Genomic DNA, 18,755 nt, shown 5'->3' with positions numbered 1-18,755 from the left:
GCTCACTCCTACAGGATTAGTGCTCGGCCGGCCGGCGGCGGTGATGCAAACGCCAGCCGATCAGGACCAGCAACACCAGACCCAAGCCACCCGCACTCAACCACAAAACCTGATCATCACTGATCAACGGCTTCTCGATCCGCAGATACCCCGGTTGCAACAGCAACTCACGCATGGCCTTGTTCGCCGCTTCCAGCGTCACCCCTTGCAGCTCGCGCGCGGGGTTGGCAAAACGGCCGTCCTGGTAATCACCGAGGGCGCTCCAGTAGTAATCCGCCATCGCGCTGTTGCCCTGTACCGCCCAAGCCTGATGGGCGATCGAGGCCTGTTTGATCCGCGCGAAAGTATCCGGGTCTAGGCCGTTTTTCAGCAGATCAGCCTTGAGGTCCTCCAGCACCTGAATAGCTTCGTCGACGTCATCACGATCCAGATCGGCATTCAGGCTCATGAAACCGACGCCGCCAAATACCTCACGCTCGGCCCACGGCCCATAGGACAAACCGTGGTTGAGACGAATCTGCCGATACAGCGCCCAATCCAGATAATCCTTGAGGATATCGAACGTCTCATCGTACTGATCGTTCAGCACCGGTTCCGGCACCAGCCAGTGCAACTTGGCGCTGTCGCCGATAAAGCCACGGGTGAGGGTGCGCTCATGGGCGGCGCTAGTGCTGATGTCCGGCAGTGCACGGTGCTCGCTCGGCTCGACCGCTTCGAGCGCGCCCCAGGTGCGTTCCAGATAGGCCGGCAGCAGTTTGTCGAGTTCGCCGACGACGATCAGGGTCATGTTGTTCGGCGCGTACCAGGCCTCGCGCACCTTCTCCAGTTGTTCCTGAGTCAGGTGACCGACCTCGGCGCGCTGCGGGCATTTCAAGCCCAGTTCGACGGCGAGCTGATTGCTCGCGGTGTGGCCAAGGTCCTGACGATCAAGGAAGCGCTGCAGGCGTGTGTAATGGCCGCCGTCCTCGCGCTCGACCACACGTTTGGCGGCGTTGATCGCGTTGTCGTCGATGCGCGTTTGCGTGAGCAGAGCGAGCAGCAGGTCGAGTACCTTGCGCTGGTTTTTCGCCGGCGCTTCGATGACAAACGTGGTGTCGGCGTTACTGGTGAACGCATTCCAGTCACCACCCAGCGCTTGCATACGTTCCTCTAAACCGCCTTCGCCGGTCGCATCGATGCCGCTGAACAACAAATGCTCAAGCAGGTGCGGCAGCTCCTTGTCATCGCAATCGAAATCATCAAGGCCGACGCCCACTACCAACCGGATCGCAACATGCCCGCGCTCGGTGCCGGGCTTGAGCAGCAACTGCAAACCATTGGGCAGCGCATAGCCTTCAACCTGAAAACGATCCAGGGCGAAGGCGGGCAGGGAACCGAGCAACAGACAGGCGAACAACAGGCAACGCATAACAGGCTTCCATACGGCTGATTTGGAGATCCGTGTCGTCAGTCAGATCGCCTTCGCGAGCAAGCTCGCTCCCACATTTGAAATGCATTCCCCACTGTAGGAGTGAGCCTGCTCGCGATAGCGGCCTGAAGGCTGAATCAATGTAACTGACTAAACCCAGCCCCAGTCGTTCAAGGCGAATGCGTAATGTCGGCAATATCATCCGTCGCCAGCGCCCCGGTATCCGCCGTTTCCAGCACCACATACGCACTGCCGCAAAACAGCGAATTGAGCCGCTTCATGTCGGCAATCAACTCCAGATGCAGCGAACTGGTCTCGATACTCTGCACGATCTTGCGTTGCAAACGGCTGACATGCGCATGGGCCAGACGACGTTCCTGCGCGCGAAAGCGGCGTTTCTCGCGCAGTAGCTGGCGGGCGCTTTCGCGGTCACCACTGAGGAACACCGACAGCCCCAACCGCAGATTAGCGATCAATTGCTGCTGCAATCCGGCCAGATCCTCCAGACCTTCCTCGGAAAACGAGCGCCGCTGCGAGGTTTTCTGCTGCTGGATCTTGCGCAGCATGCGTTCGATCAGGTCGGCGGCCAGTTTCAGATTGATCGCCAGCTCGATGATCTCGGCCCAGCGCCGACTGTCCTGCTCGCCGAGGTCTTCGCGGGGCATCTGCGCCAGGTACAGCTTGATCGCGCTGTACAGCGCCTCGACGTCGTCGGTCAATCGGCGCATTTCCTGGGTGACGGCGGTCTGCTTGCCGCGCAGCACATCGAGGGTGGCGTCGAGCATGTTGTCGAGCAGATCGCCCATGCGCAGAGTTTCCCGCGCGGCGTTGGCCAACGCCAGGCTCGGCGTGACCAGTGCCGTCGCGTCGAGGTGACGCGGTTTGGCGGTGCCGTTGACCTCCGGCCGTTCCGGCAGCAGCCACGCGCAGAGGCGCGCCATCGGCCCCACCGACGGCAGCAGAATCAGGCAGCGCGCGGTGTTGTAGAGCAAGTGGAAACCGATGACCATTTCCTGCGGGCTGAAATCGAGGCTGTCGATCCAGTGCACCAGCGGATCGAGTACCGGAATGATCAGCAGCAGGCCGATCAGTTTGTACAGCAGACTGCCCAGCGCCACTTGCCGCCCGGCCGCGTTCTGCATGCTGGTGCTCATGAAAGCGAGAATGCCGCTGCCGATGTTGGCGCCGATCACCAGACCGATCGCCACCGGCAAGCTGATCACACTGGCGCCGGCCAGTGTCGCGGTGAGCAACACGGCGGCGAGGCTCGAGTAGGAAATCATCGCGAACAATGCGCCGACCAAGGCGTCGAGAAGGATATCGCCGGTCAGCGAGGCGAAGATCACCTTGACCCCTTGAGCGTGAGTGATCGGCGCAGCGGCCTCGACGATCAATTGCAGCGCGAGAATGATCAGCCCCAGACCGATGCTGACCCGGCCCATCTGCCCGAGCCGCGTCTGTTTGCGCGACAGAAAGAAAATCACCCCGAGGAAAATCAGCAGCGGCGACAGCCACGACAAGTCAAACGTCAGCACCCGCGCCATCAGCGCGGTACCGACGTCGGCGCCGAGCATGGTCGCCAGCGCCGGGGTCAGCGCCATCAGGCCCTGGCCGACGAAAGAGGTCACGAGCATGGCCGTGGCATTGCTGCTCTGCACCATCGCGGTAACGACGATGCCGGCGACAAAGGCCAGCCAGCGCTTGGACATGTTTTGGCCAATCACATGGCGCAGGTTGGTGCCGTACACCCGCAGGATGCCGGTTCGAACGATATGCGTGCCCCAGATCAGCAGGGCGACGGCGGAAAGCAGATTGAGCAGGGTGAGCATGCAGACCCCCTGTAATAGCAGTGCCTCAGAGAGGCAAGTTGACGGTACCGCGCGGTTTCTACGTTTTTGATACTTAAGCTGTAGTTGGCTAACGGTCTGGGCGCCAGCATTGCACAGCTAAAGTGTCGATTGAAACAAAAGTGTCATGAAAAGCGCTTCATACACTCCCTTTAAATCAACGCCGTCTCCTGTGGGAGCTGGCTTGCCAGCGATGGCGTCGGCACAACCAACATTGATGTCGCCTGACACTCCGCTATCGCTGGCAAGCCAGCTCCCACAAGGTCCGCAGTGACTGAATGTTGCACAAACAAATGTGGGAGCGAGCCTGCTCGCGAAAGCGGTGGATCAGCCAACATTTTTGTCGACTGACACTCCGTCTTCGCGAGCAGGCTCGCTCCCACAGGGGGTATTGCGTGCGTCTGGATTACCGGGTTACTGGCCCGGGATGTCCTTGCGCAGTTTCACCGGATCTTGCTGCTGTCTCTTCTTGGCCATCGCGCCGCGCAGCTTGATGTTGATCGCTTCCACCGCCAGCGAGAACGCCATGGCGAAGTAGACGTAGCCTTTCGGTACATGCACGTCGAACGACTCGGCAATCAGCACGGTGCCGACCACCAGCAGGAACGACAGCGCCAGCATCTTCAGCGACGGGTGCTTGTCGATGAACTCGCTGATCTTGCCCGAGGCCAGCATCATCACCAGCACCGCCACGACGATCGCCGCGACCATCACCGGCACGTGGGACACCATGCCCACGGCGGTGATCACCGAATCCAGCGAGAAGACGATGTCGATGATCGCGATCTGGATGATGGTGTAGAGGAAGTTGCCACCCTTGCCGCCCGGGGTTTCGTCGCTTTCGTCTTCGCCTTCCAGCGCGTGGTACATCTCTTGCGAGCTCTTCCACAGCAGGAACAGACCACCGAAGAACAGGATCAGGTCACGGCCGGAAATGCCTTGGCCGAACACCTCGAACAGGTCGGCGGTGAGGCGCATGACCCAGGTGATCGACAGCAGCAACAGGATGCGGGTGATCATGGCCAGGCCGAGACCGAAGATCCGGGTGCGCTGCTGCATGTGTTTGGGCATGCGGCTGACCAGGATCGAAATCATGATGATGTTATCGATGCCGAGGACGATTTCCAGGGCGGTCAGGGTGAAGAAGGCAACCCAGATTTCGGGGTTGGTCAGCCATTCCATGTGTATTCCTTTGAGCGATTGTTAAACCGAAAAAGGTCCGGGCTTCAAACAGCGAAGCCAGGACCCGAAACGGTGAGTCGTGGGCTTATAGAGTGCTGAACACCGGGAAAGTCCCCAACAGCAGTGCAGCAATCAGGATGCAGATACAAACCAGGATCGCCCATTTCAGGGTGAAACGCTGGTGGTCACCAAAATCGATGCCGGCCAGGGCCACCAACAGATACGTCGATGGCACCAACGGGCTCAGCAAGTGGACGGGCTGACCGACGATCGAGGCACGGGCCATTTCCACTGCGGTGATCCCGTAGTGGCTGGCGGCCTCGGCCAACACCGGCAACACGCCATAGTAGAACGCATCGTTGGACATGAAGAAGGTGAACGGCATGCTCACCAGCGCCGTGATCACGGCCAGGTACGGGCCGAGAAAATCCGGAATCACCGCCAACAGGCTCTTCGACATCGCATCGACCATGCCGGTGCCGCTCAGGATACCGGTGAAGATACCCGCCGCAAAGATCAGCCCGACCACTGCCAGCACGCTGCCGGCGTGAGCGGCGACACGATCCTTTTGCATCTGCAGGCAAGGGTAGTTGACGATCATGGCAATACTGAACGCCACCATGAACAGCACCGGCAACGGCAACAGGCCGGCGATCAGCGTGCACATCAGGCCGAAGGTCAGGGCGCCGTTGAACCAGATCAGTTTCGGACGGCGGGCATCCGGGAATTGCGACACGCTGATTTCGCTGTGATCGATATCATCGCCAACCAGATGCAGCTCACCGAGACGCGCACGCTCACGCTTACCGTAAAAGTAGGCGATGACCAGGATCGCCAAAACACCAGCCGCCATCGCCGGAATCATCGGCACGAAAATGTCCGATGGATCGACGTGCAGCGCACTGGCGGCGCGGGCAGTCGGGCCGCCCCATGGGGTCATGTTCATCACGCCACCGGCGAGGATGATCAGACCGGCCATGATCCGCGGGCTCATGCCGATGCGGCTGTACAGCGGCAGCATGGCGGCCACGCAGATCATGTAAGTGGTCGCGCCGTCACCATCGAGGGAAACGACGAGCGCCAGTACGGCGGTGCCGACCGAAACTTTCAGCGGGTCGCCCTTGACCAGTTTGAGGATCTTGCGCACGGCCGGGTCGAACAGGCCGGAGTCGATCATCAGGGCGAAATAGAGAATGGCGAACATCAGCATCACGCCGGTCGGCGCGAGCTTGGTGATGCCTTCGAGCATCATCGGACCGATCTTCGGTGCGAAACCGCCGAACAGGGCGAAGACGATCGGGATGATGATCAGAGCGATCAGCGCGGACAGGCGCTTGGTCATGATCAGGAACATGAACGTGATGACCATGGCGAAGCCAAGGAAAGTCAGCATGGGAATACTCCAGGCGTAGCGTGGCTAGTTAAATGAGCAGATCGGGCCGATCAGCGCAGAACGGGAAGCACGAGACGTACGGGAGGAGTGACAGCGCGAAGGCGGGCTACAGAGGACATCAGAATCACCATTGTTGTTGTTAATTGGGCCGTTCGTGCGGGGTATCACACGCATTGGCCGACCGGTCTGTTGCCGGAAGTGGAGGCGATCCTAATCGCGGAAGCTTTCAGCTACCTTTCGCTGCAGAAAGCTTTGAATGAACGGTCAACCGGCCGTCGGATGCGAACCAGAGTCAATAAACACGGGAAGGGGAGCTTTCGAGATGAGCGAATTGCACAGCGGCGGCTGCCATTGCGGACACATTCGTTATCAGTTCAGCGGGGCGTTGCAGGATATCGCCCATTGCCATTGTTCGATCTGCCGCAAGGTCAGCGGCGGCATCGTCACGACGTGGATCACAGTGCCAGGCTCCAGTTTCCAATGGCTGGCCGGTACGCCGTCGCGTTACGACTCGTCCGCCAGTTGTGCGCGGTTCTTTTGCCCGCAGTGCGGCGCGCAACTGGCGCTGGTGACGTTGCTCAGCCCTGAAAGCATCGACGTGACCATCGCCACACTTGATCACCCAGAGCAGGCACCCGCCGAGCGACACATCTGGACGGACAGCCAATTGCCCTGGCTGCACCTGGACGAGCATCTGCCGGGCGAAGCCGAAGAAACGCTGTGATCAGAAAACAGACAGATCCAGCGACCGCATCGCGCCCATCCAGATTGCGTGTTCGGTGTGGTCGAGCAGGTCATCACCGGTGTCCGGGTGCAGGAATACCACCAGACCTTTGCGGTTCAGCGCCAGCCACGGCAGCACATCGCTGATCAACTCGGGGCCGAAGGCCAACTGGCAACTCCAGTCCGGATGCGGGCCGACCGGGCGTTCGTGGACGCGGCCCATTTTCAATGGAAACAATTGCGCGGCTTTCTCACACAACGCGCGCGCCTGATCGATGGTGTCGGCGTCGAAATAGACGTGGGCGTGGTAGCCCTTGATCGCTTGCATCGCAAACCCTCGGAAATCGGTTCGAACCCTCAGCGTTACCCGTATGTCACACGCCATACAAGGTATAAGAAAAGGGATCAGCCATGAAAAATGCCGAAACCCCGGCGGTAAAAGTGGTGCTCTATGGTGCCATGAGTAGCCTGGGCAGCGCGTTGATGGCTGAGTTGCTGCGTCGTCAGCATGAAGTCATCGCCATTCTCGACGATCTGACCGCACTTGCGCCGCGTCCGGGCTTGCGTACCAAAACCGGTGATTTGTTCGACTCGGAGCGGATCAATCAGAGCGTGGCTGGCAGTTCGGCAGTGATCTGTCTATTGGATGCACCGGGGTTGCCATTCAGTAGCGATCAAATTGAACGCTCCGTTGTGCTCGGACCGGTCGAGCAGGTACTGGCCGTCGACGCACTGGTCGATGGCCTGCAAGCGGCCAATGTGTCGCGGCTGTTTCTGGTGGGGGATTTTGCCGTACTCGATGAGCGGGACGTCGATGATCGCCTGCAACGCCATGCCGCCGAAGAAATTCGCGAAGCCGTGCAAAGCAGTCCGCTGCACTGGACACTGGTCAATGCGCCACACGGCGTGGCCGGGTTGACCATTGAGCATTTCAGCCAGGTCGGCGGCAATCTCGAACCGGGACTGGCCGAGCCACTGGAGCGGCTGAACCGCGTGGCGGTGGGGATTGCCGATGAGCTAAGGCTGAATTTGCATGTAGGGCAGCATGTGAATTTCGTTGCGGCTTCAGATTCGTAAAAGATCGCAGCCTTCGGCAGCTCCTACAGGGGGACCGCGCTCCAGATGTAGGAGTTGCCGCAGGCTGCGATCTTTTGACTTTCAAACCGCGATCGAAGGCAGTGCGAGTCCATTAAGCGACTCAGCACTGCTCGCCTGTTCCGCCATCAACCAATCGACAAACTGCTGAATCAGCGCGCCCCGACGTTTGCGTTGCGGCAGCACCACGTAATAACCCAACCGCGACAGCGTCGTTTCAGCAATCGGGCGACACAACAGACCTTGCGTCAGCAAGTTATCCACAAGGTGCCGCCAACCGATCGCCACGCCCTGGCCGCCAATCGCCGCCTGAATCAACAGCGTGTAATTGTCGAAACGCAATTGCCCCGGCGCCGGCGGTGTAGTGATGCCCAACTCGCGAAACAGACCGCTCCAGTCAAACCAGTTGCTGCTGTTCTCCCCACGCAGGTGCAGCAACGGGAACTCCAGCAGCGCGTGAGCAGGCAAGGGCAGGGCGCGGTCCTTGAGCAATTGCGGACTGCACACCGGGAACACTTCTTCGCTGAACAGCCAATGGCTTTCGCCCTGCTTGAAACGCCCGTCGCCAAACAGGATCGCCACATCGATATCGGTGCGCAGCATGTTGTGGTTGCGTTCGCTGGTCACCAGGCTGACGTCGACCTGCGGGTTGGCTTCATGAAAGCGGTGCAGGCGCGGCATCAGCCAATAAGCAGCGAAGGCAAAGTCGGTGGCAACTTGCAGGACTTCATGCTGCTGTTGTGCGCTGATCGCGCTCAATCCTGCATCGATATTCTGCAAACCGAGAGTAACTTGCTCAAACAGTATCGCGCCGACTTCGGTCAGCTCGATCCCACGGTAAATGCGATCAAATAGTCGCGTACCGAGTTGTTCTTCCAGCCGTTTGATCTGCTGACTGATCGCTGGTTGCGTGGTGCCAAGCTCTACCGCCGCTGCGGTAAAGCTGCGCTGGCGGGCTGCAGCTTCGAAGGCGCGCAACAGGTCGAGGGACAGATCACCCAAGGCTTCATACATAAGCTGTGCTTATCCTAGTCATTGTCCGGCGCGGGCTTTACCGGATAAAGCATGGACTCCATGCTCGATCGCAGCAATGTCGCATAAATATTCACTATGGAATGCCGCGATCACATGAAGCGCAAGAATATTCTTTTCATCATGGCCGATCAGATGGCCGCGCCAATGTTGCCGTTTTACGGCCCATCGCCGATCAAACTGCCGAATCTTTCCCGCCTCGCCGCCCAAGGCGTGGTGTTCGACGCCGCTTACTGCAACAGCCCGTTGTGCGCGCCGTCGCGGTTCACCCTGGTCAGCGGCCAGTTGCCGAGCAAGATCGGCGCCTACGACAACGCCGCCGATTTCCCTGCCGACATTCCGACCTACGCGCACTACCTGCGCCGCATGGGCTACCGCACCGCGCTATCCGGCAAGATGCACTTCTGCGGTCCGGACCAGTTGCACGGTTATGAAGAACGCCTGACCAGTGATATCTACCCGGCCGATTACGGTTGGGCCGTGAACTGGGATGAGCCGGATGTACGGCCGAGCTGGTACCACAACATGTCTTCGGTGCTGCAGGCTGGGCCATGTGTGCGCACCAATCAGCTGGATTTCGATGAAGAGGTGGTGTTCAAGGCGCAGCAATATCTGTTCGATCACATCCGCGAGGACGGCGATCAGCCGTTCTGCCTGACCGTGTCGATGACCCATCCACACGACCCGTACACCATTCCCAAAGCATTTTGGGATTTGTACGACGATGCCGATATCCCGTTGCCTACAACTCCGGATCAACACGAACTCGATCCGCACTCGCAGCGGCTGCTCAAGGTTTATGACCTGTGGGATAAGCCACTGCCTGTGGATAAGATTCGCGATGCACGCCGGGCGTATTTCGGTGCCTGCAGCTATATCGACGCCAACGTCGGCAAACTTCTGCAAACCCTCGAAGAAACCGGGCTGATCGATGACACAATTATTGTCTTCTCCGGTGACCACGGCGACATGCTCGGCGAAAAGGGCCTTTGGTACAAAATGCATTGGTACGAAATGGCGGCGCGCGTCCCCCTGTTGATAAGTGCTCCAGGCCAGTTCGATGCCGGGCGTGTCAGCGCTGCCGTATCGACCGCAGACCTGTTGCCAACCTTCGTCGAATTGGCCGGCGGCACGCTGGAACCCGGCTTGCCACTGGATGGCCGCTCACTGGTTTCGCACCTGCGAGGGCAGGGCGGTCATGACGAAGTGTTCGGCGAATACATGGCCGAAGGCACCATCAGCCCGCTGATGATGATCCGTCGCGGCGCCTACAAATTTATCTACAGTGAAAGCGACCCTTGCCTACTTTTCGACGTAGATAACGATCCGCGTGAACTGGAAGAACTCAGCCAATCGCCGCAGCATCGCCCGCTGTTCGACGATTTTCTCGCCGAAGCACGGGTCAAATGGGACATTCAGTCGATTCACCGGGAGGTCCTCGCCAGCCAGCGCCGCCGCCGATTTGTCGCCGACGCGTTGACCATCGGCAAGCTGAAGAGCTGGGATCACCAGCCACTGGTGGACGCCAGTCAGCAATACATGCGCAACCACATCGACCTCGACGATCTGGAACGCAAAGCACGTTATCCACAACCCTGCCAAAACCAATAATGTTAAGGGGAAGTCCATGCGTAAGTTATCCACAATAGTGACGGTCGGCCTGTTCGCGCTGAGCAGCGCCTCGGCCTTCGCCGAGCAAAGCTGCGACACCGTGAAAATGGCCGATCCGGGCTGGAGCGACATCGCCGCGACCAACGCCATCACCGGGTTTCTGCTGGATGGCATGGGCTACAAGGCCAAGGTCGACACCCTCGCGGTGCCGATCACCTTCGGTGGTTTGAAGGACGGCCAGGTGGACGTGTTTCTCGGCAACTGGATGCCGGCGCAGCAGGGTTTCTATGACAAGTTCGTCGCCACCGGCGATGTTACGCAACTGGCGAAGAACCTCGACGGCACAGAATTCACCCTCGCCGTGCCGGACTACGTGTGGGACGCGGGTGTGCATAACTTTGCCGACCTGAACAAATACGCGGACAAGTTCGATCGTAAGATCTACGGCATCGGTTCGGGTGCGCCGGCGAATATCTCGCTGCAGGAAATCATCAAGAAGAACGACTTCGACATGGGCCAGTGGAAGCTGATCGAATCCAGCGAACAGGCGATGCTGGCTGAAGTGTCGCGGGCGGTGAAGAAACAGAAATTCGTCACCTTCCTCGGCTGGACGCCGCACCCGATGAACGTGCAGTTGAAGATGCATTACCTCAAGGGTGGCGAGAAGTACTTTGGCGACACCGGCAGCGTGTTTACGTTAACCCGCAAAGGCTACGCCGAGGCGTGTCCGAATGTGGGCAAATTGCTGACCAATCTTTCGTTCACTCAGGAGATGGAGAACAGCATCATGGCTGAGGTGGTGAACAAAAAGGTCAGCAATACCGAGGCGGCGAAGGCGTGGATCAAGGCGAATCCGGCGGTGTTGGATAAGTGGCTGGATGGCGTGAAGACCGTCGATGGCAAGGATGCGTTGGCGGCGGTGAAAGCGAAGCTTTGATCGTGGTTTTACTGGAATTGTGCTCGGCTTGAGATTTTTGCCCCCTCACCCCAGCCCTCTCCCCCAGAGGGGGCGAGGGGGAAGGGAGCCGATCTTTATGCCGTTCAGAACCTGAGTTCGACTGGATATCTCAGGTCAGCGTACCCCCCTCATTCACCTCGGTCAGTCCCCTCTCCCTCCGGGAGAGGGTTAGGGTGAGGGGCCTTTGCCCTGGCACCCTGATAACCTTGAACAAAATCCAACCGCGAGGACCCATGGCCTTCCCCAGCCGCCACTCTCTCTTCCCCTTCCTCACCTGGTTGCCGCGACAAACCCGCGCCAGCGTCGGACGGGATCTGATCGTCGGCCTCAGCGGGGCGATTCTCGCCTTACCCCAGTCGATTGCCTACGCATTGATCGCCGGTCTGCCACCTGAGTACGGCCTCTACGCCGCGATCATCCCAGTGCTGATCGCCTGCCTGTGGGGTTCGTCGTGGCATTTGATCTGCGGTCCGACGGCAGCGATTTCGATTGTGCTGTTTGCCAGTGTCAGCCCTTTAGCGGTTCCGGCCTCGCAGGACTACATCACCCTGATCCTGCTGCTGACCTTGCTTGCGGGGATATTCCAGTGGCTGCTCGGTTTGCTGCGCTTTGGCGCGCTGGTGAATTTCGTCTCGCATTCGGTGGTGCTGGGGTTCACCCTTGGCGCGGCGGTGGTGATTGCTATCGGGCAATTGCCAAACCTGCTGGGCCTGGAGTTGCCGGCAAAAGCCACGGCGCTGGCCAGTTTGATGGATCTGCTGCAACACCTGAGGGCTGTGGATAAACCTTCGCTGGTGTTGGGTTTGACCACGGTGGTCGTCGGTCTGCTGCTCAAACACCTGTTGCCGCGCTGGCCGACGCTGTTGATCACGCTGGTGCTGGCCAGTTTGCTGGTGTGGTTGTGGCCGGGCGTGTTCGGCCATGTGCATCTGGTCAGCGCGTTTGTCGGGCGTTTGCCGCCGTTCAGTGGATTGCCGCTGGATCTGGATTTGATCCTGCGGTTGCTGCCAAGCGCTGTGGCGGTGGGCATGCTCGGCCTGGTTACCAGTCTGTCGATTGCCCGCTCGATTTCGACGCGGTCGCAGCAATTGCTTGATGCCAATCAGGAAGTCCGTGCGCAGGGCTTGTCGAATATTCTCGGGGCGTTCTTTTCCGGGTCGCTGTCGGCCGGGTCGTTCACCCGCTCGGGCCTAAGTTACGAGGCGGGCGCTTGCTCGCCGCTGGCCGGGGTGTTTTCAGCAATCTGGGTGGCGTTGTTCGCAATTTTTGGTGCGGGGCTGATTGCGCACATTCCGATCCCGGCGATGGCTGGGAGCATTCTGTTGATTGCCTGGGGGCTGGTCGACCACCGAGGCATTCGCTCATTGCTGCGCGTCAGCCGCGCCGAGTTCGTGGTGATGGCGCTGACCTGCCTCGCGACTTTGCTGCTGGAATTGCAGACGGCGATTTATGCCGGTGTGCTGGCCTCGCTGTTCTTCTACCTCAAGCGCACTTCGCAACCGCGCGTGCAGCACTGGCGCGACGGCGAAGACGATGTGTTGCGTGTCGGCGGATCGATCTTTTTCGGCGCCAGCCATTACCTGCAAGTACGTCTGCAGCGCATGCACGGCGCACGCGTGGTGATTGAGGCGCAGCAGATCAACTTCATCGACTATTCGGGCGTGGAGATGTTGCATCAGGAGGCGCGACGCTTGCTTAGCCAGAATCGCAGCCTGACCTTGCGCCGGGCGCGGCCGCAGGTCGTAGAGGAGTTACGCAAACTGGAAGGGCCAGAGAAATGCCCGATCCGGTTTGAGGATTGATTGGCGATCAAGGTAATCCTTGTGGGAGCGAGCCTGCTCGCGAAGACTGCTGCACATCCAACATTGATGTGTCAGACAGACCGCTTTCGCGAGCAGGCTCGCTCCCACATGGGTATTTATTGCGCCAGTTGGCGGCGTAGTTCGGCGAGTACCGGAGCGGTATCAGGGCGCACACCACGCCACAGGAAAAACGCCTCAGCCGCCTGCTCCGCCAACATCCCCAAGCCATCCATCGCCACCGCCGCGCCATGTTCACGGGCCCAGCGGCAGAACGCCGTCGGCTCCTTGCCGTACATCATGTCGTAGCAGAGGGTCTTGCCCGGCTCGATCAGGCTTGGCGCAATCGGCGGCACGTCGCCGCTCAGGCTGGCTGACGTGGCGTTGATGATCACGTCCACCGGCTCGCGCAACCAGTCGAAACCACTGGCCGACACCGGCCCGAGGTCGCAGAACAATTCCGCCAGCAACTCAGCCTTGTCCACCGTACGATTGGCGATGATCACCGAGGCCGGTTGTTCCGCCAGCAACGGCTCCAACGCCCCGCGCACCGCACCACCGGCACCGAGCAGCAAAATGCGTTTGCCGGTCAGGCTGAACCCAGCGTTCACCGTCAGATCGCGCACCAGTCCGGCGCCGTCAGTGTTATCACCGAGCAGTGAGCCGTCGGCCAGTTTGCTCAAGGTGTTCACCGCGCCAGCCCGTTGTGCACGCGCGGTCAGGCTGTTGGCCAGACGATAGGCATCTTCCTTGAACGGCACAGTGACGTTGGCGCCGCGACCCTCCTGGAAAAACGCCGTGGCGCAGCCGGCGAAATCGTCGAGCGGCGCCAGCAAGGTGCTGTAGTCGAGGTGCTGGCCGGTCTGCTCGGCGAACAGCTTGTGAATCATCGGCGATTTGCTGTGGCCGATCGGGTTGCCGAAAACGACGTAACGATCCATCAGATGTCCTCAGGCCTCGGCCAGCCAGTCGCGGTCTTGCAGGAAGTACTCGGTCAGGCGTGCTTCTTCGCTGCCAGGCTCGGCTTTCCAGTCATAGCCCCAGCGCACTTGCGGCGGCAACGACATCAGGATCGACTCGGTGCGCCCGCCCGATTGCAGACCGAACAAGGTGCCACGGTCGTAGACCAGATTGAACTCGACGTAACGGCCACGGCGGAATTCCTGGAACTCTCGCTGCCGGGCAGTGAAGGCATCGTTCTTGCGGCGCTGCACGATCGGCAGATAGGCGTCGATGTACGCGTCACCGATGGCGCGCATAAAGGCGAAGCTGGTGTCGAAGTCCCATTCGTTCAGGTCATCGAAAAACAGGCCGCCAATGCCACGCGGTTCGTGGCGATGCTTGATGTGGAAATAGGTATCGCACCAAGCCTTGTAGCGCGGATAAACGTCTGCCCCGAACGGCGCGCAGGCCTGCTCGGCGATGCGGTGCCAGTGAACGCAATCTTCTTCATTGCCGTAATACGGGGTCAGGTCGAAGCCGCCGCCGAACCACCAGACCGGCTCTTCACCCTCCTTCTCGGCGATGAAAAAGCGCACGTTGGCGTGGGACGTCGGCACATGCGGGTTGTGCGGGTGGATCACCAGCGACACGCCAAGGGCTTCGAAACCGCGGCCAGCCAATTCCGGGCGATGGGCGCTGGCCGACGGTGGCAGACCACTGCCGAAGACGTGGGAAAAGTTGACACCACCCTTTTCGATTACCGTGCCGTTCTCGATCACGCGAGTACGACCGCCACCGCCGGCGGGCCGGGTCCAGGCGTCTTCGACGAAGCGCGTGCCGCCGTCTTCGGTTTCGAGAGCCGCGCAGATGCGGTCTTGCAGGTCGAGCAGATAGGCCTTTACGGCGTCGGTGCGGGTCGTCATGGCTTCACCTTGAATCGGGCGGCGCCCCGGCAGACGGGCGACGCAAATGGGCGCGTAGCATACCACCGCACAACAGCCCGCCGCAGTTGACGAAGATCAAGCATGGGAGTTGGATAGGGGGCTCACAAAAGACCCAAGGAGAGCAGGCAGATGGCAAAGCGTATCCAGTTCCGCGCCCATGGCGGCCCCGAAGTGCTCGAATATGTTGATTACCAACCCGCCGCGCCCGGCCCCAATCAAGTCCGCGTGGCGAACAAGGCGATCGGCCTGAACTTCATCGACACCTATTACCGCAGCGGTCTGTACGCACCGCCCGCCTTGCCGTCCGGCCTGGGTGCTGAAGGTGCGGGGATCGTCGATGCCGTGGGCAGCGACGTCACCCGGTTCAAGGTCGGTGATCGCGTGGCCTATGGCAGCGGCCCGTTGGGGGCCTACAGCGAATTGCATGTGCTGCCCCAGGACAATCTGGTGCATCTGCCCGACGAAATCAGTTTCGAAACGGCTGCCGGTGTAATGCTCAAAGGCCTGACCGTGCAATACCTGCTGCGCCAGACCTATGAACTCAAGGGTGGCGAAACCATTCTGTTCCACGCGGCGGCCGGCGGTGTCGGTTCGCTAGCCTGTCAGTGGGCCAAGGCACTGGGTGTGAAGCTGATCGGCACCGTCAGTTCCAAAGAGAAAGCCGAACTGGCCAAGGCCAATGGCGCCTGGGCGACGATCGATTACAGCCACGAAAACGTTGCCCAGCGCGTGCTGGAATTGACCGATGGCAAGAAAGTCCCGGTGGTCTATGACGGTGTCGGCAAGGACACCTGGCTGACGTCCCTCGACAGCGTTTCGCCGCGTGGCCTGGTGGTGAGCTTCGGCAATGCCTCCGGTGCGGTGGACGGCGTGAATCTGGGGATTCTCTCCGCCAAGGGTTCGCTGTACGTGACCCGGCCGACGCTGGCGACTTATGCCAACAACGCCGAAAACCTGCAGCGAATGGCCGATGAGCTGTTCGAGATGATCATCAGCGGCAAGTTGAAGGTGGATGTCAGCCAGCGTTATCCATTGGCTGATGCGGCGAAGGCGCAAACCGAGCTGTCGGCGCGGCGCACTACCGGTTCCACCGTCCTGCTGCCTTGATACCTCCGGGCGTCCTGCCAGTCAGGGTTTCAGAACCATGACTGGCAGGACGCTTCGAGCGCGTTCAGTACTGCGGTGGATGAGCCGCCAACGGTCTTGGCGCCCAATGACCGACCGTCGCGGAATCAGGCTGTTGCAAAGCGGCGAGGATTTGCCGCCACTCGGCTGACAACACCCAGTAATCCCCGCGTGCGCGCTGTTCGATATGCAAGGGATTGGAGGCGACCGGCATCAGACCGAAACGCTGGTACAGGCGTAGCTGCGATGCCCTGCACAACGCTGTGACACCTTGATAGCCCTGTTTTATGGCCCACTCGGCAGCGGCCGCCAGCAGACTGTCGACGGCAATGGGCTGTTGGCTGGGCGCGTACGAGATCAAGCGACTGAGTTCGACATGGCGTGACAACGCCACCGTGGGCGAAACATGTTGCTGCGCCAGTGATGCCCACTCGAACGGCGCCGGAGTGGCCCTCAATACCGCCAGCAGTTGCTCGTGCCGATACAGCAGAAAATGGGTACTGCGCGACCGTGTCGCCAGTCGGGTTTCGAGCATCCGCGCCCTGGACGTCAGCATGTAATGCTGCAGCCGAAGCCGAAATTGCCGATCGATAAACCGATCGAACACCTGGGTATCCGACCCCGCTTCAAGCATCACGATACGGCAACCCTCCTGATGACTGTTTAACGTCACCTGGAGCGCCTGCAGGTAATCCGTGAGTTGCAAATCCGTAGTGTCCATTCTTTCTCCGCAGACCTTAACTTATCGAAGTGTTTCGAGTGCAGGGAAAGGATGGTTGCTTTTGGCGATACCGCCACGAAATGCGGTCTGATAATCAGGTGGGAAAATTCAGTTGATTCAGATAGTTGATGATTTTTCCGACGCAACAATCAGCATCATTGCAGGATAAATCGCAGGCACGTGTAGTACTCCTCGCCATCAAGGCGAGGAGTACTACACGTTACAAATGTTCGAGGCTGAATCAGTCGGGACGAATGACTTTGCCGGTCGCCAGATCACGAATCACGCTGGGGTTCTTGCGCCCACCCAGTTGCCCGCCCAGTATCAGATCGATCTGCCCACGGAAATACTGCTCGACACGCAATCGCGTGCGCGCCGCCGGGCGGCCCTGCGGGTTGGCTGAGGTCGAAATCAACGGCCCGACCATCGAGCACAGATCGCGTACTTGCGGATGATCACTGACCCGCAGCGCGACGGTATCGTGCATGCCGGTCACCCATTCCGGGAGCAAGCCTTGATGCGGCACCAGCCAGGTGTTCGGCCCCGGCCAGGTGCTGGCCATGCGGTCGATCCATTCTTGCGGGAAGTCTTCGAACAGAAAGTCGAACTGGCGAATGTTGTCGGCAACCAGAATCAGGCCTTTGACCACCGAACGATTCTTGATCGCCAGCAAACGATCCACGGCCTCTTCGTTCCATGGGTCGCAACCCAGCCCCCAGACGGCTTCGGTTGGATAGGCAATCACCGCCCCGGCGCGAATCTCTCGTGCGGCTTGTTGCACACGCCAACTGTTAACCATGAAAAAACTCTCCGCAAACAGGTTTCGCGCAGTTTACCGATCTTCCTTGTAAAACCTAGCGTGTCCTGGCCAACCAGCGACCGTTTTCGCACACTGCACGGCCATCCATTTCCAGTTCGGTGAGTGCCGCCAGCACTTTGGGCAACGTCCAGCCGCTGCTGTCAGCCAAGCCTTCGCTGGTGTGCGGGGCGGCATGGAGCAGGATGAGCAACGGGTGATCGGCTTTCGCCGTGTCAGTGGATAGCGGCAGATGCTGCCAACCACGCAAGGCTTCGAGGATGTGCTCAATGGTTTCCACCAGCACCGCGCCATCGCGGATCAATTGGTGACAGCCGCGCGCGCCGGGATGATGGATCGAACCGGGAATGGCATAAACCTCGCGCCCCTGTTCTGCTGCCAGCCGCGCGGTGATCAGCGAACCGCTGGCCACACTGGCCTCGACCACCAGTACACCAAGGGACAAACCGCTGATGATGCGGTTACGTCGCGGGAAGTTGCTCGCCGTTGGTCCGGCGTCCAGCGGAAACTCGGAAAGCACTGCGCTGCCGGACGCAATCATCGCGTCAGCCAGGCGGCGGTTGCGCTGTGGATAAAAATTTTCCAGCCCCGTGCCGAGGACACCGACCGTCAACCCGCCAATATCCAGCGCGGCCTGATGCGCAGCGGCATCGATGCCTAGCGCCAGGCCGCTGGTGATGACGAAACCGGCCCCGGCGAGACTGCGGGAAAATGCCACTGCGGTGTCCATGCCCGGACGCGATGCCCGGCGACTGCCAACCATCGCCAGTTGCGGTTTTTCCAGAATCTGCGGATCACCGGCAACAAACAATAGTGGTGGCGGATCGGGAATCTGCGCCAGCAACGCCGGGTAATCCGGCTGGTCCCACATCAGCAAATGATGCTCGGGGCGCTCTAGCCAGCGCATTGCATGGCTGGCGCCGTCGCGAACCTCGGGACAGCGCCGCGCTTCGGCACACGTCGCCGGCAAACCCAGCGAACGCCAGGCGCTGGCCGGTGCGCTGATGGCTTTGGAGGCCGAGCCGAAAGCCTCGAGCAATTTGGCAAAGCGCTTGGGGCCGACATCGGGCAAGCGGTGCAGGCGCAAACGCGCTTCCAGTTCCGCCGGGGAAACTGGTGTACAGACAGGCAACATGATGGATCATCCTTGATCGTTAT

The 18,755-nt window shown here is 60.1% G+C and carries 17 protein-coding genes; 6 read left to right on the top strand and 11 right to left on the bottom strand.

Annotation, left to right across the window (positions count from 1 at the left end; genetic code table 11):
- Positions 1-16 precede the first annotated feature (16 nt).
- The 4 genes from J0G10_RS01145 to J0G10_RS01130 all read right to left on the bottom strand — a co-directional run bounded on the left by J0G10_RS01145 (position 17) and on the right by J0G10_RS01130 (position 5,830).
- Positions 17-1,408 carry a M16 family metallopeptidase gene (locus tag J0G10_RS01145; RefSeq protein WP_095125092.1) on the bottom strand — a complete coding sequence of 464 codons (1,392 nt, stop codon included), beginning with the start codon at positions 1,406-1,408 and terminating at the stop codon, positions 17-19.
- A 170-nt stretch (positions 1,409-1,578) separates the two neighbouring features.
- Positions 1,579-3,237 (bottom strand): Na/Pi cotransporter family protein, encoded by a 1,659-nt coding sequence (locus J0G10_RS01140; protein WP_220557231.1) that lies wholly within the window; start codon positions 3,235-3,237, stop codon positions 1,579-1,581.
- A 432-nt stretch (positions 3,238-3,669) separates the two neighbouring features.
- The gene (locus tag J0G10_RS01135) at positions 3,670-4,437 is read right to left on the bottom strand and encodes a TerC family protein (protein ID WP_007911817.1); all 768 of its coding nucleotides are present in this window, start codon (positions 4,435-4,437) and stop codon (positions 3,670-3,672) included.
- Between the two features lie 85 nt (positions 4,438-4,522).
- The gene (locus tag J0G10_RS01130; RefSeq protein ID WP_095049556.1) at positions 4,523-5,830 is read right to left on the bottom strand and encodes a CitMHS family transporter; all 1,308 of its coding nucleotides are present in this window, start codon (positions 5,828-5,830) and stop codon (positions 4,523-4,525) included.
- A gap of 322 nt (positions 5,831-6,152) precedes the next feature.
- Between J0G10_RS01130 and J0G10_RS01125 the strand changes: the two genes are divergently transcribed.
- Positions 6,153-6,554: a GFA family protein gene (locus J0G10_RS01125; protein ID WP_220557230.1), complete on the top strand. Its 402-nt coding sequence runs from the start codon at positions 6,153-6,155 to the stop codon at positions 6,552-6,554.
- On the opposite strand, the gene J0G10_RS01120 is transcribed toward J0G10_RS01125, so the two are convergent.
- Positions 6,555-6,881 (bottom strand): DOPA 4,5-dioxygenase family protein, encoded by a 327-nt coding sequence (locus J0G10_RS01120; protein ID WP_095049558.1) that lies wholly within the window; start codon positions 6,879-6,881, stop codon positions 6,555-6,557.
- Between the two features lie 83 nt (positions 6,882-6,964).
- On the opposite strand from J0G10_RS01120, the gene J0G10_RS01115 reads away from it, so the two are divergent.
- Positions 6,965-7,630 (top strand): NAD(P)-dependent oxidoreductase, encoded by a 666-nt coding sequence (locus tag J0G10_RS01115; RefSeq protein WP_095049559.1) that lies wholly within the window; start codon positions 6,965-6,967, stop codon positions 7,628-7,630.
- Between the two features lie 81 nt (positions 7,631-7,711).
- Here the strand turns inward: J0G10_RS01115 and J0G10_RS01110 are convergent, their stop codons facing one another.
- A complete protein-coding gene (locus J0G10_RS01110) occupies positions 7,712-8,662 on the bottom strand; it encodes a choline sulfate utilization transcriptional regulator (RefSeq protein WP_095125089.1) in 951 nt (316 codons plus the stop codon).
- 114 nt (positions 8,663-8,776) lie between these two features.
- On the opposite strand from J0G10_RS01110, the gene betC reads away from it, so the two are divergent.
- The 3 genes from betC to J0G10_RS01095 all read left to right on the top strand — a co-directional run bounded on the left by betC (position 8,777) and on the right by J0G10_RS01095 (position 13,051).
- Positions 8,777-10,291: a choline-sulfatase gene (betC, locus tag J0G10_RS01105; protein WP_095049561.1), complete on the top strand. Its 1,515-nt coding sequence runs from the start codon at positions 8,777-8,779 to the stop codon at positions 10,289-10,291.
- A gap of 16 nt (positions 10,292-10,307) precedes the next feature.
- A complete protein-coding gene (choX, locus tag J0G10_RS01100) occupies positions 10,308-11,228 on the top strand; it encodes a choline ABC transporter substrate-binding protein (protein WP_220557229.1) in 921 nt (306 codons plus the stop codon).
- 254 nt (positions 11,229-11,482) lie between these two features.
- Positions 11,483-13,051 carry a SulP family inorganic anion transporter gene (locus J0G10_RS01095; RefSeq protein WP_220557228.1) on the top strand — a complete coding sequence of 523 codons (1,569 nt, stop codon included), beginning with the start codon at positions 11,483-11,485 and terminating at the stop codon, positions 13,049-13,051.
- Positions 13,052-13,167: 116 nt separating this feature from the next.
- Here the strand turns inward: J0G10_RS01095 and aroE are convergent, their stop codons facing one another.
- Both aroE and hemF read right to left on the bottom strand, forming a co-directional pair.
- Positions 13,168-13,989: a shikimate dehydrogenase gene (gene aroE / locus J0G10_RS01090; RefSeq protein WP_095125087.1), complete on the bottom strand. Its 822-nt coding sequence runs from the start codon at positions 13,987-13,989 to the stop codon at positions 13,168-13,170.
- 9 nt (positions 13,990-13,998) lie between these two features.
- Positions 13,999-14,913 (bottom strand): oxygen-dependent coproporphyrinogen oxidase, encoded by a 915-nt coding sequence (hemF, locus tag J0G10_RS01085; protein ID WP_095049565.1) that lies wholly within the window; start codon positions 14,911-14,913, stop codon positions 13,999-14,001.
- 150 nt (positions 14,914-15,063) lie between these two features.
- Here hemF and J0G10_RS01080 point away from each other — a divergent pair, with 150 nt between their 5' ends.
- Complete coding sequence (locus J0G10_RS01080; protein ID WP_095049566.1) at positions 15,064-16,041, top strand: NADPH:quinone reductase; 978 nt, start codon at positions 15,064-15,066, stop codon at positions 16,039-16,041.
- A 64-nt stretch (positions 16,042-16,105) separates the two neighbouring features.
- Here J0G10_RS01080 and J0G10_RS01075 read toward each other — a convergent pair whose 3' ends face one another.
- The 3 genes from J0G10_RS01075 to dprA all read right to left on the bottom strand — a co-directional run bounded on the left by J0G10_RS01075 (position 16,106) and on the right by dprA (position 18,735).
- The gene (locus J0G10_RS01075; protein ID WP_095049567.1) at positions 16,106-16,780 is read right to left on the bottom strand and encodes a hypothetical protein; all 675 of its coding nucleotides are present in this window, start codon (positions 16,778-16,780) and stop codon (positions 16,106-16,108) included.
- A 241-nt stretch (positions 16,781-17,021) separates the two neighbouring features.
- The gene (locus tag J0G10_RS01070) at positions 17,022-17,579 is read right to left on the bottom strand and encodes an L-threonylcarbamoyladenylate synthase (RefSeq protein WP_093429535.1); all 558 of its coding nucleotides are present in this window, start codon (positions 17,577-17,579) and stop codon (positions 17,022-17,024) included.
- A gap of 55 nt (positions 17,580-17,634) precedes the next feature.
- Positions 17,635-18,735 carry a DNA-processing protein DprA gene (dprA, locus tag J0G10_RS01065; RefSeq protein ID WP_116254176.1) on the bottom strand — a complete coding sequence of 367 codons (1,101 nt, stop codon included), beginning with the start codon at positions 18,733-18,735 and terminating at the stop codon, positions 17,635-17,637.
- Between the last annotated feature and the right edge of the window lie 20 nt (positions 18,736-18,755).

The organism is Pseudomonas germanica (assembly GCF_019614655.1).
Classification (GTDB): Bacteria; Pseudomonadota; Gammaproteobacteria; order Pseudomonadales; family Pseudomonadaceae; genus Aquipseudomonas; species Aquipseudomonas neuropathica.
Note: the sequence above shows the minus strand (reverse complement) of the source record. Positions and strands in the feature narration are given on the sequence as shown.

Excerpts from the sequence above, each read along its gene's own strand:
- J0G10_RS01145 (WP_095125092.1), bottom strand. The coding sequence starts at position 1,408 with ATGCGTTGCCTGTTGTTCGCCTGTCTGTTGCTCGGTTCCCTGCCCGCC.
- J0G10_RS01140 (WP_220557231.1), bottom strand. The coding sequence starts at position 3,237 with ATGCTCACCCTGCTCAATCTGCTTTCCGCCGTCGCCCTGCTGATCTGG.
- J0G10_RS01135 (WP_007911817.1), bottom strand. The coding sequence starts at position 4,437 with ATGGAATGGCTGACCAACCCCGAAATCTGGGTTGCCTTCTTCACCCTG.
- J0G10_RS01130 (WP_095049556.1), bottom strand. The coding sequence starts at position 5,830 with ATGCTGACTTTCCTTGGCTTCGCCATGGTCATCACGTTCATGTTCCTG.
- J0G10_RS01125 (WP_220557230.1), top strand. The coding sequence starts at position 6,153 with ATGAGCGAATTGCACAGCGGCGGCTGCCATTGCGGACACATTCGTTAT.
- J0G10_RS01120 (WP_095049558.1), bottom strand. The coding sequence starts at position 6,881 with ATGCAAGCGATCAAGGGCTACCACGCCCACGTCTATTTCGACGCCGAC.
- J0G10_RS01115 (WP_095049559.1), top strand. The coding sequence starts at position 6,965 with ATGAAAAATGCCGAAACCCCGGCGGTAAAAGTGGTGCTCTATGGTGCC.
- J0G10_RS01110 (WP_095125089.1), bottom strand. The coding sequence starts at position 8,662 with ATGTATGAAGCCTTGGGTGATCTGTCCCTCGACCTGTTGCGCGCCTTC.
- betC (WP_095049561.1), top strand. The coding sequence starts at position 8,777 with ATGAAGCGCAAGAATATTCTTTTCATCATGGCCGATCAGATGGCCGCG.
- choX (WP_220557229.1), top strand. The coding sequence starts at position 10,308 with ATGCGTAAGTTATCCACAATAGTGACGGTCGGCCTGTTCGCGCTGAGC.
- J0G10_RS01095 (WP_220557228.1), top strand. The coding sequence starts at position 11,483 with ATGGCCTTCCCCAGCCGCCACTCTCTCTTCCCCTTCCTCACCTGGTTG.
- aroE (WP_095125087.1), bottom strand. The coding sequence starts at position 13,989 with ATGGATCGTTACGTCGTTTTCGGCAACCCGATCGGCCACAGCAAATCG.
- hemF (WP_095049565.1), bottom strand. The coding sequence starts at position 14,913 with ATGACGACCCGCACCGACGCCGTAAAGGCCTATCTGCTCGACCTGCAA.
- J0G10_RS01080 (WP_095049566.1), top strand. The coding sequence starts at position 15,064 with ATGGCAAAGCGTATCCAGTTCCGCGCCCATGGCGGCCCCGAAGTGCTC.
- J0G10_RS01075 (WP_095049567.1), bottom strand. The coding sequence starts at position 16,780 with ATGGACACTACGGATTTGCAACTCACGGATTACCTGCAGGCGCTCCAG.
- J0G10_RS01070 (WP_093429535.1), bottom strand. The coding sequence starts at position 17,579 with ATGGTTAACAGTTGGCGTGTGCAACAAGCCGCACGAGAGATTCGCGCC.